This is a genomic window from Arcicella sp. GW822-FHT02H01 (genome assembly GCF_058802005.1).
In genome coordinates this window covers 1996669-2012141 of sequence record NZ_JBXANT010000001.1, presented here as the reverse complement: position 1 = coordinate 2012141, position 15473 = coordinate 1996669, and the positions used below count along the sequence as shown (strand labels likewise).

Sequence of the window (15473 nt, the reverse complement as noted above, 5' to 3'; positions counted from 1 at the left end):
AATTGAATTGTCGGGAAGGGAGTTTAGTATGAGCAAATTGTTAAGAAAATGTTTTCAAATAATTTCCTTAAATTCGCATCATCAATAAATTAAAATACCCTTTCATGAAAAAATATTCATTCCTGATTAGCGTCTTGCTTCTTTCGGCTACTGTTTATCAAACAAATGCCCAAAAGATTGCAGATAAATATGCTAAGACCATCACGGTAAAAGACTTAAAAAAACACCTCACCTTTATCGCTTCAGATAGTTTAAAAGGGCGGGATACGGGTTCGCCAGAACAGAAAGTAGCCGCACAATACATCGCCAAACAATTTGATAGTTATGGTTTAAAAGGTCCCGTTAATGGGAATTCTTATCTTCAACCAGTAGATTTAATAAAACGTGGTTGGGGAGATTTTTACTTGAAAACTAAGTCGAAAGAATTCAAATACTTGTTTGATTTTATTGCCAATACTATTTCACCAATGCCACAAGAAGAAACCTTTGAAACGGTTTTTGTAGGGTACGGTATTGAGGATAAAGCCTTGAACGATTACGAAAGTACAAAAGTAAACGGTAAAATTGTTGTCGCTTTTGAAGGTGAGCCACGTTTAGCAGATGGCAGCTACTTGATTTCAGGCAATACAGAAATGTCTAAATGGAGTAAAGGTGAGGCTTGGAAAGAGAAAATGGCTACTGCTAAAAGTAAAGGAGCAAAGGCTTTATTACTGATTTCAAAACAAAGTGTTGAAGAGTTTGAGAAAGTAATCAAACAACGTCAAACGATGCTAAAACGGTTTGGTAATGCAAGACTTAGCTTTGCTGACCAAAAAGACCCTCAAGGTTCTGACTTTGCTGTTTTAACAGTTGGGCCAACAATGGCTGCTGATTTGTTTAATACAACGGTTGCTCAATTAGATATTCTGAAAGAAAAAGCCATTACTAAAAGTGTTGCAAATCAATTAGAAAAGCAATCTGTAGGGATAAAAATTGAAAGAACTGCTCAACCTGTTGAGACTTACAATGTATTAGGGTATTTAGAAGGAACGGATAAAAAAGACGAATTAGTGATTGTTTCTGCACATTATGACCACGTAGGAGTAACCGATGGGAAAATCTATAATGGTGCTGATGATGATGGTTCTGGAACTGTTTCTGTACTAGAAGTAGCTCAGGCATTTGGTGAAGCTGCAAAAGCGGGAAATAAGCCTCGCAGAAGTATGCTTTTTTTAACAGTAACTGGCGAAGAAAAAGGCTTGTTAGGCTCTGAATTTTATGTAACTCATCCAGTTTTTCCATTAGCAAGTACAGTGAGCGATATTCATATTGATATGGTTGGTAGGTCTGATAAGGAACATGAAGGCAAAGGAGACTATATTTATGTGATTGGTTCGGATAAACTTTCTTCCGAGTTACATGCTTCTTTGATTGAACAAAATGATAAACATAACCCTATCAATTTAGATTTTCGTTATAACGACCCGAATGATCCAAACCGTTTTTATTATCGTTCAGACCATTATAATTTTGCTAAAAATAAGATTCCAGTAGCATTTTTCTTCAATGGAGTTCATGATGACTATCATCAACCGACAGATGATGTTGAGAAAATAGAATTCGAGCAAATGGAAAAAAGAGCCAAATTGATTTTCTATTTAACTTGGGATGTTGCTAATCGTGATAAGAGACTCGTTGTAGATTCAGATAAAAAATAGGTTTCTCTTTCAATCATTTTACGTTAATCTGATAAATCTAGGCTTCAATTTGTGAATAATTATTCCAGATTGGAGCCTAAATTTGTTAATCTATTTATGAAAAAGTACTTCTTTTGTCTATTTATATTAGTCAGTGCTGTTTCTGACGAACTTACGGTTACTTATTTTGCTGATACTATTTCGATAGCAAACCTGCAAAGCAATTTGACTTTTTTAGCAAGCGATAGCTTACGAGGACGTTTGACAGGCTCGAAAGAACAAAAAATAGCGGCAGTTTTCATTGCGAATCATTTTCAAGAACATGGACTAGAAGCGATTGTTTCGGGAGATACCGTAGGCTCCTACTTTCAGCCATTTTACATCAAGCAATATTTTGGCAAACAGCATAGTGTGATGCTAAATCCGAGTGATAGAATGCGCCGTGCCAAAAGTGTAATAGCCACCGAAAATGTGATGGGCTTTTTGGAAGGAACAGATAAAAAAGAGGAAGTATTGGTTATCTCTGCCCATTACGACCACATCGGTACAAAAAATGGAACAGTATTCAATGGCGCAGACGATGATGGGTCAGGTACTGTAGCAATGATGGAAATGGCAAGGGTATTTTCTGAAGCAAAAAAACAAGGTAGAGGTCCACGCAGAAGTATTCTGTTTATTGCTTTTGCAGGAGAGGAATTTGGTTTGCTAGGGTCGGAATATTATGTGGCAAAGCCAGTAATTCCGCTTAAAAATACAGTTTGTGATTTAAATATCGATATGATTGGACGAATAGATAATACCTATTTGGATAAGAAAGATTATGTATTCTTGATAGGCTCGGATAAAATTTCGAAAGAACTTCATGCCCTGAGCGAACACAATAATGAACTTTACACTAAACTGGCTTTAGATTATAGCTATAATTCAGAATCGCATCCGCAACAATTGTACTATCGCTCAGACCATTATAATTTTGCCAAAAATCATATTCCCATTATTTTTTACTTCGATGGCGAACACCCAGACTATCATCAACCTACGGATGATGTTGATAAAATAGATTTTGGGCTCCTTAAAAAAAGAACCCAATTGATATTTTACACCGCTTGGGATATTGCCAATCGTGAAGGAACATTGAAGTAATCATTCACCAAGAATGACTTTTTCAATTACTGCTGGAAAATGTTTGTGTTCCAATACTTGTCCTTTTTTAGCTACATCCTCTGGTGAATCCGTAGGTAATACTGGATAAGATGCTTGGAAAATAATAGCGCCTTCGTCGTAATGTTCGTTTACCAAATGAATCGTGATGCCTGATTCTGTTTCTTTATTTTCAACAACGGCCTCATGAACAAAATGTCCGTACATTCCTTTGCCACCAAATTTTGGTAGAAGAGCTGGATGAATATTGATAATTTTATTGGAAAAAGCTTCTACCACATTTTGAGGAACCAGCCATAAAAAACCAGCCAAAATTACCCAGTCGATTTCATTTTCTTTGAGAATATCAACTACTTCGCCCGACTTGAATTGTTGGCGATTGAACATCACCAAAGGAATATTCAGGCGTTCGGCTCTTTGAATTACGCCCGCTTGGGGGTTGTTACAAAGAAATAATTTCACGTTGATTTCCGTTGAATTTGAGAAATATTCAACGATACGTTCGGCATTTGAGCCCGAACCAGAAGCGAAAATGGCAATATTTTTAGACAAAATAGATTGGATTTAACAAATTTCAAACAAATTTAAGCATAGATTTACAACCAAACTTAACTTTTCTGCGTCTTTGTTAAAACTAAATATCTAAATCATGAAAAAGAATCTTTATCGTACTTTAGTGGTTGCATTATTAACCACATTTGTTTGGGCATGCGGTATTACACTTGACCCAACACCATTATGTGGATGCTCGCCAGTGCCTACTCTGACAGATATTCTGGTTGGTAAATGGGAGTTTGTGGGGTATGTCAAGGAAGATAGTTTAGACATTGAAAAAGAAAAATTAAAAGCAAGTACGCCAGATTTCCCTGCTAATTTAGAGGTATTATATAATACGACTGCTGCAAATAGAAAAAAGCTGGATATTGCAGGTAGTTCGTCTGTAAATACTTATAACGGAGAAATTACTTTAGGTACTACTGATTCTTCGTGGAGAGCATGGACACCGATAACTAGTGGTGCCATAGCACAAACAAAAATGGCAGGTAGCAATGAAGCAATGGCTTTTGAAATAAAATACTTAAATGGTCTTTCTGTAGGTGAAAAAGTTAAGATAGAAGATGGCATGAATATCTTACTAAGAGTTAAAATTCCAAATGATGAAATGCTTTTTGTTAGAAAGAGATAAAATCTAAAAATGAAGAAAAATTCTTCAATCATGTATAATTAACGTAATGTATTTTACTATATTTGAAAATATTTTACCTTAAAAAGCACTATTATTGTTATATATAATATTATTAATATAGTTCTTTTCAACGAAATATATTGTTATAAATTTTAATTGTCTTACATGAAAAACCTATTATTTAAATTAATTGTATTCACCTTAATTATTCTATTTGGATTAGAATCTTGTACTACTATTGCATCTGATGAGGACATAAAGCCTGTATCTATTTCTGGTATAAAAAGTAATGAAGTAAGTGATGATTATAAGCAACTTACATTAATACCTGAATCAAATGATATATTACTAGTTCAGCATTGGTATACTAAGGAGATTGAAAATATAGAAAGGAAAGGAAAAAAAACTGCCTTTGCTCCTATCTGGAATAATAAAGCTAGTGTCATACAAAGCAAAAATGGAAAAGTTTTATTAATACCAGTTTATTTGAAAAATACATCAATATCTGAGATTGGGCATTATCATTTTTGGTATAGGTTAGCGATTTTTTTTGATAAAAAAAATCAAATAATAGATGGTAAAATAATTTTTGCTGTATCTACGATTAATAAGCTTTCAATTGAAAAAATCGTACTTGGATTTGTAGATGATAAATTTATAAGCGATTTTTCAGGATTTATAAATATTATGAGTCTTGATAAAACAGAGCAAGGCTCATATAGATTTGATTATGGTTCAATAAGCACTAAAAAGGTATTAATAAAGAAGGGCTCCGATTTTAAAGAAAATACAAGTGCTACAAGAATAGAAGCAATTACATGTAATGCTTATTATGAGGTCACTACATATGAAGATGGATCTAAAACTTGGGAGTATTTATATACACTTTGTGACAGTACAGAAGATACAGATCCAGGTAATACAGGAGGAGGAGGTAATTCTGAGCCTCCACCTCCTATACCAATAGATACTATCCTAACACCAGGCTTATATTCCAAACAAAAAGAATGTACAACTTTTAAAAAAATGTGGAACAGTAGCTTGGCTACAAATCCTGATGGAAGCCAGTATCCCTTAATAGAGCAAGCAGCTTTGTTAACAGACAAAGGCTTATTAGTTATGCCTACAAGTGGTAAAAGGGCTATATCACACAATAATAATGGTGTAGTTAGTTTCACTCCAGATGGTGACGAAGTAGAAAATACCGAACAAAGCTCACATCTTGATTTATTAGGGGGCTTTTATTTAAACTCAAATAATAAACTAAGTTATAAAACTTATGATGGAACAGTATATTTAGTTTTAGGATATATCCATACGCACCCCGCAACCTCATATGGTAATCCTCAATTACCTAGTACAGGTGACAAAAATGACAATTATATATCATTATATGGTATTCATGCTTATATTTTAGGAGCAGAAGGTATAATTGAATATAATAATCAAGGTTCTCTAGGAATCAAGTTTTCATTTTCTCAATTAATGGGGTGTAATTCTTTTTTATTTTGATATGAAAAATAAGGTCTCTTTATTCATTATTTTATTGCTTAATGGAAGCTGTCTTAGTGTTGGACAAAACTTAAGTCTATCTCTCATGAAAGATTCAACTTTTATTACTTTTTTTAATGACTATGTAAAAGTAAATCAGCTTGAAAAAACTAAAAGAGGAATTCCTGTAATATTAGTAAAAAATCAGACATTTAATAAATGTGAAGTGGTAGTAACGATGTTTGGTTCAATGTCTGAAATCGCTAAATTCCCACCTAGTAGATATACTTTTATATCCAATCGGTTAACTTTAATTTATGATGGAACTCAGCATTTATTCAGAGCTGATTCGGTTTTGCATAAAAAGTTGAATGAGTTAGTTAAAGCTGATTTATGTGATAATACTAATACCCCATCACCAAATCTTACAGGACAAGAAATTGCATTAAAGCGATGTCCTAATTATGACCCTCAGGAATGGAAGCTAACTTTTAGCAATGGAGAATTGTTGAAAAAGGAAAAATTCTATGGAGATTTAACTACTTTTTAGAAATCTGATTTTATTTATAGATAGTCACCTTCTTAAAATTTGCCTTTTAAGAAGGCTTTTTATTTAAAGCTGATTCACAATCATTTTCTGTAAAGCCTTTTCTTCCAAATATCCAGTAGAACGTTTTACTTGTTTGCCATTTTTGAAAACAATAAAAGTCGGGATTTCATCTACTTTATAGTTTTCTACCACAGCTTTGCTGGCATCGGCATCTACTTTTACAAATTTCACTTTTCCTGATAATTCCTGTGAGAGCTTATCTACGCTAGGCATCATTTTGATACATGGTCCACACCACGAAGCAAAAAAGTCTAACACTACTACTTCATTTTCTTTCAAAATAGCATCAATCTCTGTTTTGCTATAGCCCTTTGCACTGGTATTTTCCTTTGAATCTTCTACGGGTAAATTACTAGCAGTCCATTTCAAATAACCACCTTGAAGGTCATAAACCGTAGTAAATCCATTTTGCTTTAATACTTCCGCAGCCGCTTTACTTCTTCCACCAGATAAGCAATACACAAATACTGGTTTAGATTTATCTAACGCATTTATTTTTTGTATGAAATCTGGGCTTCTATAATTGATATTTTGGGCTTTTGCCAAATGTCCACCGCCATATTCACCATTTGTACGAACATCTATAAGTTGGGCATTAGTGTTTTCAGAATATTTTTTCTGAAATTCTGCTGTAGACAAAACTTGTGAGAGGCTTATGCTTATATTTGCAATAGAAAGTATGGTTAAAAATATAAATGTGCGAATAATATTTTTCATTATTTTTAGTATTAAAATTAACTAACAGTGAAAGTATTAGAAAAGTACAAGCAATCTTGAAAAAAGGCTTAAATTTGTTCTCAATATTTAATTAAAGTATTCAAATCATGCGAAAATAGATTTAATTTTCAACGATTGAAGAAATATTTTATTTGAACAAGAGAGAGTATTATCTAATTTACAAAAATTCCCTCCGTTTATAACCAAAAACAAAATTTACGCAAAATGAGTGCAATTCAACATGTACACGCAAGACAAATTTTGGATTCTCGTGGAAATCCAACAATCGAAGTAGATATCCGTACCGAAGATGGTGCTTTTGGACGTGCCGCTGTGCCTTCTGGAGCTTCAACAGGTATTCACGAGGCCGTTGAATTACGTGATGAGGATAAAAGCGTTTACGTGGGTAAAGGTGTTTTAAAAGCCGTAGAAAACGTAAATACTAAAATCGCTCAAGAATTGTGGGGCTTAGAAGTTTCTGAGCAAAATATGATTGACCGTTTGATGATTGAGTTAGACGGAACATCTAACAAAGGTAATTTAGGAGCAAACGCTATTTTGGGTGTTTCTTTGGCAGTAGCTAAAGCGGCAGCTCAAGAGTCTGGTTTGTCTTTATACCGTTATATTGGTGGTGTTAATGCTAACACTTTGCCAGTACCAATGATGAACATCTTGAATGGTGGTTCTCATGCTGATAACTCAATCGATTTCCAAGAGTTCATGGTAATGCCAGCTAAAGCTGAGTCATTCTCACACGCTTTGCGTATGGGTACTGAAGTTTTCCATGCTTTGAAAGGAGTATTGAAATCTAAAGGATATTCAACAAACGTAGGTGATGAAGGTGGTTTTGCACCAAACATCAAATCTAACGAAGAGGCAATCGAAATCGTTTTACAATCAATCGAAAAAGCAGGTTACAAACCAGGTGAAGAAATTTTCATCGCAATGGATGCTGCTGCTTCTGAATTCTATAACGAAGAAACTGGTCTTTATACATTCAAGAAATCTGATGGCAAGCAATTGAACAACATGGAAATGGCTGCTTACTGGAAAACTTGGGCTGATAAATATCCAATCATCTCTATCGAAGATGGTATGGCTGAAGATGACTGGGCTGGTTGGAAAGAGCAAACTAAATTGATTGGTAGCAAAGTTCAATTAGTAGGAGACGATTTATTTGTAACAAACGTAAAACGTTTACAAATGGGTATCGAACAAGGTGTTGCTAACGCTGTATTAGTAAAAGTAAACCAAATTGGTTCTTTAACTGAAACGATTGATACTATTAACTTAGCGAAACGTAATTCATACAAAAACATCATGTCTCACCGTTCAGGTGAAACGGAAGATGCTACAATTGCTGACTTAGCAGTAGCATTGAACACAGGTCAAATCAAAACTGGTTCGGCTTCTCGTTCAGACCGTATGGCAAAATACAACCAATTACTTCGTATCGAAGAAGAATTAGGCGCAAACGCTTACTTCCCAGGATTGAATTTCTAATTGGAAATAACAGATTTAAAAGAGCCTTGCAGTATTTTTTGCAAGGCTCTTTTTTATGCATGTCAGTTAGAAACAAACTATCAAAATCAGTATATTTGTAAAAAGCTTTGAATATGACACAAAGGTTATCACATAAAAAAACGAATAATATAATTCCCCTTTTGAAAAAGGGTGAATATAATAGCTATCGTCCAGAAGATATTAAGCGATGGGGGATTGAACGTTTTTTAGAAACTGTTTGTGCAAGTAAAGAAATTGAAGTGCCAAATCTTGGTTTCAATGACGAAGAAAATAATAGAATGGATTCTATACTGAAAGACGAAAATAAAGAACATGATTTTTGACACAAATTTGCTCATTAAACATATTCGTAAAGCTGAAAACCTTCCTCCAAAGTTAATTATCCCTATTCCAGTTGTTGGAGAATTAAAATCTTTTGCAATTAAATCAGACTGGGGAATACAGAAAGTATTATTTATGAATAGTCTTTTTAGCTTGTTTCCATTAGTTGAAATAACTGAAGAGCTGACAGAAATATATGCTCAAGTAGATGCTTATAGTCAGGGTAAATTAAAAGGATATCCATTACCTCTTGGAGTCTCTTCTCGAAATATGGGAAAAAATGATTTATGGATTGCAACAATGGCTACTTATTTTGATTTAGAATTACATACAACTGATAATGATTTCGATCATTTAATTAATTTTGGCTTGAGATTAATTAAACATCAGCCTTAATATATTAAATAGTAATCTATATTTAAATTAATAATTTTAGGTTTTGCCATTGTTCGTCAAGATAAGAAATATGGTAAACTTTTTTTGAAAATTAAATTATTCTTGATTTACCATGAGAAGATTACTCTTAGTAAAATATCGATTTTATACCCTTACGCTATCAGTATTGGTGGTGTGGATGATTTTTTTTGATGATAATAATGTTTTTAGTCAGTTTAAAATGTACCGAGAGTTAGGGCGATTAGAAGACGAAACTGCTTATTATGCTCAAAAATTGAAGGAGGTAGAAAAAGAAAAAATAGAAGTAATGGGCAATTCGAGCTTGATAGAAAAATTTGCGCGCGAGAAGTACCTGATGAAAAAGCCCAACGAAGAGATTTTTGTAATAGTTGACGAAGATAATCAGCCGATTGAAAAATAAAAAATAATTAAAAATGAATTGAGCCTGTAATAACCCTCCTGTTTTACAGGTTTTTTTGTGAAATTTGCATTCCAGCTTTATTTTACACAATTCTTAGCTTGAATGTAGCCCAGAATTGTTAGCGTTAAAAAATGATGTTAAAAATTTTATTTGTTTGTACTGGTAATATCTGCCGTTCGCCAATAGCGGAGGAAACTTTTAGAAGAGCCGTAAAGGCTCGTGGTTTACAGCGTGTCATTCTGTGTGACTCTGCGGCAACGCATGCCTATCATATTGGTGACTTGCCTGACCCTAGAACACGGAAAAATGCAGAGTCGCATGACCTAAAGCTTACGCACCATTGCAGGAAACTATCGGGCGAAGATTTTTCGGTGTTTGATTATATTGTAGCGATGGACAACTATAATATGGAAAATATCCAGACAATTAGTGCTAGGTCTGTCGGTATAAAACAGCCAGCTGAAAATTGTTTTTTGTATAGAAAGTTCGATAATACGAATACGACAACAGACAAAGTATTGGAAGTGCCAGACCCATACTATGGAAATTCAACTAATTTTGAGGAAGTCTATCAGATTGTCAATCGTTGTGCTGAAACATTTTTAGATTTCTTAATTATTAAACATGATTTGTAAATGGAGAGGTTCTTATTAATATGCCTATTGTTTATTTCGAACCAACTCTTGGCTCAATCGTACCAAGATAGCATTGCTAATCATCGAGAAAACTATAAGAAGGAGTTTTTAGATAGTAAGAGTAGCCCTTTGAAAGAAACAGATTTATCTTATCTAAGGTTTTATGAACCAGATGTAAACTATCGTGTGAATTGCACCTTTAAAAAATCAGAAGATGTTAAGCCTTTTAATATGTCAACATCCTCTGGTCAGAAGCAAGAATATTTCAAATATGGAGTGTTAATCTTTCAATTAAAAGGCAAAAATATGGAGCTAAACGTATATAGAAGCCTAAGCCTAATGCGAGTACCTCAGTATAAAAATTACCTATTTATTCCCTTTAAAGATGCTACTAACGGAAAAGATACTTATGGAGGTGGGCGTTATTTAGCCCTTGAAACTACCGATATTCAAAATGATAGCGTAATTTTAGACTTTAATAAAGCATATAACCCTTATTGTGCTTTTAGTGATGGATATTCTTGTCCAATTCCACCTAAAGAAAACCATTTAACAGTAGGAATTGAAGCAGGAGAGAAGACTTTCGGTAAAGTACATTAGGGAAGAGTTATGAATTGTGAGTGATGAGTTGTGAATAAAAAATATTAATAAATATGTTAATGCTCAGAAATCTCTTACTTACAGAAGTTACAAAAAATAAAAGCTCAAAGCTCAAAGCTCATTGCTCAAAACTTACAGCTAATTTCTAACGTTAATAAAACAAATCAAGCAATACATACGTGGACAAAAAAGTAATTTTAATCATCCTTGACGGTTGGGGAATAGCTCAGAAGGGTTATGAAGACCGTTCGGCAATCATTGCAGCAAAAACGCCATTTTATGATTCTATTTTGGCGAATAATCCAAATAGTACTTTAGTTACCTTCGGTCCTGAAGTTGGTTTACCGGAAGGACAATTTGGTAACTCTGAGGTTGGCCATATGAACTTAGGTGCTGGTCGTACTGTAAAACAAAGTTTGGTACGTTTGAATGATGCGATTGAACAAGATACTCTTCGCCATGAGCCAGTTTTGGTAAAGGCTATCAAATATGCAAAAGATAATAACAAACCTTTTCATTTGATGGGCTTAGTGTCTGATGGTGGCGTACACGCACATATCAATCATGTAAAAGCATTGTGCAATGTTTTAAAAGATAATGGTTTAGAAAAAGTATATATCCATGCTTTTACAGATGGACGTGATACAGACCCAAAATCTGGTAAAGGATATATCGCAGATTTATCATCATTCCTAGCAACCTCAGTAGGTAAAATTGCCAGTGTAACGGGTCGTTATTATGCGATGGACAGAGATAATCGTTGGGAGCGTATTCAGAAAGCTTACGACGTGATGGTAAAAGGGATTGGAACAGCAACAGAAGATGTGTTAGCGTCAATTGCAGCGTCTTATGAAGCTGGCGTAACAGATGAGTTTATCGACCCACTTTTAGTGACTGAAAACGGAGTGCCTGTTGCTACTATTCAAGAAGGTGATGTTGTATTGTGTTTTAACTACCGTACAGACCGCCCACAGGAAATTACAAAAGCTTTGACGCAACAAGATTTTCCTGAGAATGGCATGAAAAAATTGGATATTCAGTATTATACTTTAACCAATTATAATAAGTCTTTCACGGGTATCAACGTTATTTTTGATGATAGTAACTTACCTGCTACATTGGGTGAAATACTATCAGAAGCTGGTAAAAAGCAAATCAGAATTGCTGAAACTGAAAAATACCCACACGTTACTTTCTTCTTCTCGGGTGGACGTAATGAAGAGTTTGAAGGTGAAAGCCGTATTTTGTGTAATTCTCCGAAAGTGGCTACTTACGATTTACAGCCAGAAATGTCTGTATATGAAGTACGTGATAGTTTAGTTCCTGCTTTGACAGCAGAAAAAGCTGATTTTGTATGTTTGAACTTTGCTAACCCTGATATGGTGGGGCATACGGGTGATTTCCAAGCAGTAGTTGATGCTTGCGAAGCAGTAGACCAATCGTTAGAAGCCGTAGTAACAGCAGGTGTTGAACACGGTTATTCTGTCATTGTGTTAGCTGACCACGGAAATGCTGATTACATGATTAATGATGACGGTTCGCCAAACACACAGCATAGCTTAAACCTTGTGCCTTGTATTTTGATTGACAAAGATAAAAAAGCAATCAAAAACGGTAAATTAGGGGATATTGCTCCAACTATTTTAGATTTAATGGGTGTCGAAAAACCAGCAATCATGACTGGTCTAAGCTTAGTATAGTTTTAGAGATACCAATCAGATAATAAAAAAGGTCAGGTTTCAAAAACCTGACCTTTTTCTATGGTAATGGGATAATTAACTTCTCTCCTCGTTCCGTAATATCTTTTGTTTTTTTGTTAGCAGTCATAATCAATTGTTTGCTAACGCCATATTTTTCGGCTACTACCCTCAGAATGTCTCCGGGGCCTACTGTATGAATTGCTTTTACTTTTACATTCAGCTTAGTAATTCCCACTTTAATACCCTCAGGTGAAATATCAGGATTAAGCGTTTGCAAAGCAGACTTGCTAAGATGATAACGATTGGCAATGCCATAAAAAGTTTCGCCTGATTGTACTGTATGGGTAAACGATGTTCCTTTTACGGCAACTTCAGTTGTCTTCTTTTCGGGTTTAGCTGTTTCCTCTTTCTTTTTAGGCTCTTCTTTTTCCTTCTCAGCTACTTTCTTATCTTCTTTTTCTTTCTTCTTTATTTCAGCTTTTTCTGAAGACTTTTTGCCTTCATTTTCGACATCCTCCTCAGGCATTTCTGACGGAGCGGTTACAAGATCAGCATCGTCTTGACCTTTCATCGCATCCGACTGTGGAGCAGTACTTAAAACAACTTCAGTTTTTGTAGTTTCATCACTCATCGACTGCCAACCAACATACAACAAAGCAATTACCAATGCCACTAAAACCAAAAGGGTTATCATTGGAATGTTTGAGTTTTCTTCAACTGGGCGAGGATTACGATAATCTTCCATATTTCGTAAGGATTGGTGAGGTTTATTTAAAAAATTAAAGAGTTTTCGACTGTTAAAATAATCAATTAATTTAAAACAACTAGTTATTTCCCTTCAATTCATTAACCATTTCTGCAACTTTTTCGCTTAGTTCGCTTTTATAATTTTGCAATTTAGTAGCTATTTCCTGATTTTCAATACCCAACATTTGTATAGCAAGAATTCCTGCATTTTTAGCACCATTCAAAGCAACAGTAGCCACAGGAACACCTGAGGGCATTTGTAAAATAGAGAGTACAGAATCCCAACCGTCGATTGAATTGGAAGATTTTACAGGTACACCAATGACAGGAAGCGTTGTTACAGAAGCTACCATGCCCGGTAAGTGTGCCGCACCGCCTGCTCCAGCAATGATTACTTTAACGCCTCTTTCACGAGCAGTCTGTGCATACTCAACCATTTTTAAAGGTGTTCTATGAGCCGAAACGATGTCTATTTCATACTCTACTCCAAATTGTTTACAAACGTCGGCAGCTTCTTGCATTACTTTAATGTCTGAAATACTACCCATGATGATTCCTACCATTGTACAATAACAAATTAAATTGCGTTATAAAGAATACAAATTTAGGTCGAAAAATCGAAAAAGCCTCTACTTCCTATAACGCAGAGGCTTTTAAAATAATATAAAGACTTAAAGATTAAGCATTTTCAGAAGATTCAGTAGAGGTATTTTCTGTCGATTCTTCGTCAATACTAGCTACAGGCTCATCTTCTTTTCGTTTACCTGTTATAAAACGCCAGACGGCTGTTAAACCTGCACCAATTGCCACAATACCCAGTTTACCTAACTTGAGTAATGGAAGGAAAAACTTACCTAATAGTCCTAAGAACCCTAATTTAGCCAATACTTTCCCTGCTACTAAACCTCCAATACCTACAGCTGCCACAACGTCTAAACCTGGGTCGAAATCTTTGTATTTATTGCCATCTGTAAATTCTACAATGTTCAAAACCTTGCTGATGTCATTATTTACCATGGCTAATTGAGACATTCCACCTACAGCATTTAATATCAACACGCCTTTTCTACCCAAAATCCTAATGTTGTAATTAAGTGTATTTTCGGCGCTATCATCAAATTTAATTTCTTTGGCCCAATGCAATACCTTATGCTCTTTGTCATAAAATGGTTTTGCGGCCCAACCGACAAGCTTAACACTTCCATAACCCTCTTTTACTCGTTCTTCATTGCCAGCAGTTATATCTTCTTGCATGTCAGCTAGCAGGTCGTCATAGTTTATGTCGTCTGCGTCATCATCTTTTACAAAACCCATTTCGTCCCACTGGATAATAAAAGAATAACTTGACCCATCAGTCACTTTTCCACCTTCTGGCAAAATCATGCCCAATAATTCTTGTGGAGGATTCCCCCAGAGGTCAGTTACAACAAAATTAGCTTGTTCGGCATTTAGGAATTTAAAGCCAGCAGGAATGGTAATTTTTGCAATACCATTTTTTAGCAAGATTGTACCATGTTGATAATTCATGGCATGCTCAACGGAATCAATGTAGGCTTCTTGCACTGCCAAGGCTTTTGATTCCTCATCACTGGTTTTTTTGTCTTTCTGTGCAGATACTGAATAAAAAAAAGAGATACATAACAGTAGTAGACCTAACGTTTTTTTCATGTGTATAAAATTTAAGATGTGAGCCTTAAAAATATCATTAATAAATGAAAAAAGGAAAATAATTTATTAAATGGTAAGTTTAGGGCTGTGTAGCATACTATCACAACTTTCATAATTTACAGATAGAATAGCTTAATTGTATTTAGCCATTATTATGAACTATCTATATTACAGAATAGATATATGTAGAGCCACCGTATTGTAAATTTTTAACTACATCTATCAAACCTTCACCAACATTTTTTGTGATAGCCTGTAAAACCTCTATTAATTCGTTATAACTATTGGGTTTTACAAAATAACATATTGCTCCGAGTTTAACGGCGTTGACCATGTCTTCTTTATGCGATGATGTAGAGATAATAATCACTGGTATATTTTTATAGTTCTTGTCGTGTTTCAATTTTTTAAGACATTCCCAACCATCCATAATTGGCATGTTTAAATCCAAAAATATAAGTTGAGGTTTCTCACTAAGCATTCCTAATTTCCTGAAAAACTCTTCACCATTAATTGCACAATGACATATAATATTATCGTCTATGTCTTCCAGTGCCTCGCAAAACATTTCCGTATCATCCCTATCATCATCAGCTAAAAAAATTATCTTTTGTTCCATG

18 protein-coding genes are annotated in these 15473 nt (G+C 34.6%); 12 read left to right on the top strand and 6 right to left on the bottom strand.

What is annotated here, in order from left to right:
- Nucleotides 1-104: 104 nt before the first annotated feature.
- Both AC1RNE_RS08545 and AC1RNE_RS08540 read left to right on the top strand, forming a co-directional pair.
- On the top strand, nucleotides 105-1697 hold the full coding sequence (locus AC1RNE_RS08545; RefSeq protein WP_492800592.1) for a M28 family peptidase: 1593 nt from the start codon (nucleotides 105-107) through the stop codon (nucleotides 1695-1697).
- A 96-nt stretch (nucleotides 1698-1793) separates the two neighbouring features.
- On the top strand, nucleotides 1794-2819 hold the full coding sequence (locus tag AC1RNE_RS08540) for a M28 family peptidase (protein WP_492800591.1): 1026 nt from the start codon (nucleotides 1794-1796) through the stop codon (nucleotides 2817-2819).
- On the opposite strand, the gene purN is transcribed toward AC1RNE_RS08540, so the two are convergent.
- On the bottom strand, nucleotides 2820-3389 hold the full coding sequence (purN, locus tag AC1RNE_RS08535) for a phosphoribosylglycinamide formyltransferase (RefSeq protein ID WP_492800590.1): 570 nt from the start codon (nucleotides 3387-3389) through the stop codon (nucleotides 2820-2822).
- 97 nt (nucleotides 3390-3486) lie between these two features.
- Between purN and AC1RNE_RS08530 the strand changes: the two genes are divergently transcribed.
- The 3 genes from AC1RNE_RS08530 (at nucleotide 3487) to AC1RNE_RS08520 (ending at nucleotide 6064) form a co-directional block, all read left to right on the top strand.
- Nucleotides 3487-4023, top strand: coding sequence for an META domain-containing protein (locus tag AC1RNE_RS08530; RefSeq protein WP_492800589.1), 537 nt, complete (start codon nucleotides 3487-3489; stop codon nucleotides 4021-4023).
- 165 nt (nucleotides 4024-4188) lie between these two features.
- Nucleotides 4189-5535 carry a hypothetical protein gene (locus AC1RNE_RS08525; RefSeq protein ID WP_492800588.1) on the top strand — a complete coding sequence of 449 codons (1347 nt, stop codon included), beginning with the start codon at nucleotides 4189-4191 and terminating at the stop codon, nucleotides 5533-5535.
- Between the two features lie 85 nt (nucleotides 5536-5620).
- The gene (locus AC1RNE_RS08520; RefSeq protein ID WP_492800587.1) at nucleotides 5621-6064 is read left to right on the top strand and encodes a hypothetical protein; all 444 of its coding nucleotides are present in this window, start codon (nucleotides 5621-5623) and stop codon (nucleotides 6062-6064) included.
- 63 nt (nucleotides 6065-6127) lie between these two features.
- On the opposite strand, the gene trxA is transcribed toward AC1RNE_RS08520, so the two are convergent.
- Nucleotides 6128-6841: a thioredoxin gene (gene trxA / locus AC1RNE_RS08515; protein WP_492800586.1), complete on the bottom strand. Its 714-nt coding sequence runs from the start codon at nucleotides 6839-6841 to the stop codon at nucleotides 6128-6130.
- Nucleotides 6842-7066: 225 nt separating this feature from the next.
- Between trxA and eno the strand changes: the two genes are divergently transcribed.
- The 7 genes from eno to gpmI all read left to right on the top strand — a co-directional run bounded on the left by eno (nucleotide 7067) and on the right by gpmI (nucleotide 12438).
- On the top strand, nucleotides 7067-8344 hold the full coding sequence (gene eno / locus AC1RNE_RS08510) for a phosphopyruvate hydratase (protein ID WP_309913418.1): 1278 nt from the start codon (nucleotides 7067-7069) through the stop codon (nucleotides 8342-8344).
- Nucleotides 8345-8457: 113 nt separating this feature from the next.
- Nucleotides 8458-8688 (top strand): hypothetical protein, encoded by a 231-nt coding sequence (locus AC1RNE_RS08505; RefSeq protein WP_309913421.1) that lies wholly within the window; start codon nucleotides 8458-8460, stop codon nucleotides 8686-8688.
- On the top strand, nucleotides 8678-9082 hold the full coding sequence (locus AC1RNE_RS08500) for a PIN domain-containing protein (RefSeq protein WP_492800585.1): 405 nt from the start codon (nucleotides 8678-8680) through the stop codon (nucleotides 9080-9082). The genes AC1RNE_RS08505 and AC1RNE_RS08500 overlap by 11 nt, the downstream gene beginning before the upstream one ends.
- A 112-nt stretch (nucleotides 9083-9194) precedes the next feature.
- Nucleotides 9195-9503, top strand: a complete 309-nt coding sequence (locus AC1RNE_RS08495) for an FtsB family cell division protein (RefSeq protein WP_309913427.1) — start codon at nucleotides 9195-9197, stop codon at nucleotides 9501-9503.
- Between the two features lie 131 nt (nucleotides 9504-9634).
- A complete protein-coding gene (locus AC1RNE_RS08490) occupies nucleotides 9635-10138 on the top strand; it encodes a low molecular weight protein-tyrosine-phosphatase (protein ID WP_492800584.1) in 504 nt (167 codons plus the stop codon).
- Nucleotides 10139-10738, top strand: a complete 600-nt coding sequence (locus AC1RNE_RS08485; protein WP_492800583.1) for a DUF1684 domain-containing protein — start codon at nucleotides 10139-10141, stop codon at nucleotides 10736-10738.
- Nucleotides 10739-10917: 179 nt separating this feature from the next.
- Nucleotides 10918-12438, top strand: a complete 1521-nt coding sequence (gene gpmI, locus AC1RNE_RS08480) for a 2,3-bisphosphoglycerate-independent phosphoglycerate mutase (protein WP_492800582.1) — start codon at nucleotides 10918-10920, stop codon at nucleotides 12436-12438.
- 58 nt (nucleotides 12439-12496) lie between these two features.
- On the opposite strand, the gene AC1RNE_RS08475 is transcribed toward gpmI, so the two are convergent.
- The 4 genes from AC1RNE_RS08475 to AC1RNE_RS08460 form a co-directional block, all read right to left on the bottom strand.
- Entirely contained in the window at nucleotides 12497-13183 is a 687-nt protein-coding gene (locus AC1RNE_RS08475) for a LysM peptidoglycan-binding domain-containing protein (RefSeq protein ID WP_492800581.1), read from the bottom strand.
- 79 nt (nucleotides 13184-13262) lie between these two features.
- The gene (purE, locus tag AC1RNE_RS08470) at nucleotides 13263-13748 is read right to left on the bottom strand and encodes a 5-(carboxyamino)imidazole ribonucleotide mutase (protein ID WP_492800580.1); all 486 of its coding nucleotides are present in this window, start codon (nucleotides 13746-13748) and stop codon (nucleotides 13263-13265) included.
- A 115-nt stretch (nucleotides 13749-13863) separates the two neighbouring features.
- Complete coding sequence (locus tag AC1RNE_RS08465; RefSeq protein ID WP_492800579.1) at nucleotides 13864-14853, bottom strand: DUF2167 domain-containing protein; 990 nt, start codon at nucleotides 14851-14853, stop codon at nucleotides 13864-13866.
- A 163-nt stretch (nucleotides 14854-15016) separates the two neighbouring features.
- Entirely contained in the window at nucleotides 15017-15472 is a 456-nt protein-coding gene (locus tag AC1RNE_RS08460) for a response regulator (RefSeq protein WP_492800578.1), read from the bottom strand.
- Nucleotide 15473: the final 1 nt, after the last annotated feature.

Bases quoted from the DNA above. Each gene is read 5' to 3' on its own strand.
- AC1RNE_RS08545 (WP_492800592.1), top strand. From the start codon at position 105: ATGAAAAAATATTCATTCCTGATTAGCGTCTTGCTTCTTTCGGCTACT.
- AC1RNE_RS08540 (WP_492800591.1), top strand. From the start codon at position 1,794: ATGAAAAAGTACTTCTTTTGTCTATTTATATTAGTCAGTGCTGTTTCT.
- AC1RNE_RS08530 (WP_492800589.1), top strand. From the start codon at position 3,487: ATGAAAAAGAATCTTTATCGTACTTTAGTGGTTGCATTATTAACCACA.
- AC1RNE_RS08525 (WP_492800588.1), top strand. From the start codon at position 4,189: ATGAAAAACCTATTATTTAAATTAATTGTATTCACCTTAATTATTCTA.
- AC1RNE_RS08520 (WP_492800587.1), top strand. From the start codon at position 5,621: ATGAAAGATTCAACTTTTATTACTTTTTTTAATGACTATGTAAAAGTA.
- trxA (WP_492800586.1), bottom strand. From the start codon at position 6,841: ATGAAAAATATTATTCGCACATTTATATTTTTAACCATACTTTCTATT.
- eno (WP_309913418.1), top strand. From the start codon at position 7,067: ATGAGTGCAATTCAACATGTACACGCAAGACAAATTTTGGATTCTCGT.
- AC1RNE_RS08505 (WP_309913421.1), top strand. From the start codon at position 8,458: ATGACACAAAGGTTATCACATAAAAAAACGAATAATATAATTCCCCTT.
- AC1RNE_RS08500 (WP_492800585.1), top strand. From the start codon at position 8,678: ATGATTTTTGACACAAATTTGCTCATTAAACATATTCGTAAAGCTGAA.
- AC1RNE_RS08495 (WP_309913427.1), top strand. From the start codon at position 9,195: ATGAGAAGATTACTCTTAGTAAAATATCGATTTTATACCCTTACGCTA.
- AC1RNE_RS08490 (WP_492800584.1), top strand. From the start codon at position 9,635: ATGATGTTAAAAATTTTATTTGTTTGTACTGGTAATATCTGCCGTTCG.
- AC1RNE_RS08485 (WP_492800583.1), top strand. From the start codon at position 10,139: ATGGAGAGGTTCTTATTAATATGCCTATTGTTTATTTCGAACCAACTC.
- AC1RNE_RS08475 (WP_492800581.1), bottom strand. From the start codon at position 13,183: ATGGAAGATTATCGTAATCCTCGCCCAGTTGAAGAAAACTCAAACATT.
- purE (WP_492800580.1), bottom strand. From the start codon at position 13,748: ATGGTAGGAATCATCATGGGTAGTATTTCAGACATTAAAGTAATGCAA.
- AC1RNE_RS08465 (WP_492800579.1), bottom strand. From the start codon at position 14,853: ATGAAAAAAACGTTAGGTCTACTACTGTTATGTATCTCTTTTTTTTAT.
- AC1RNE_RS08460 (WP_492800578.1), bottom strand. From the start codon at position 15,472: ATGGAACAAAAGATAATTTTTTTAGCTGATGATGATAGGGATGATACG.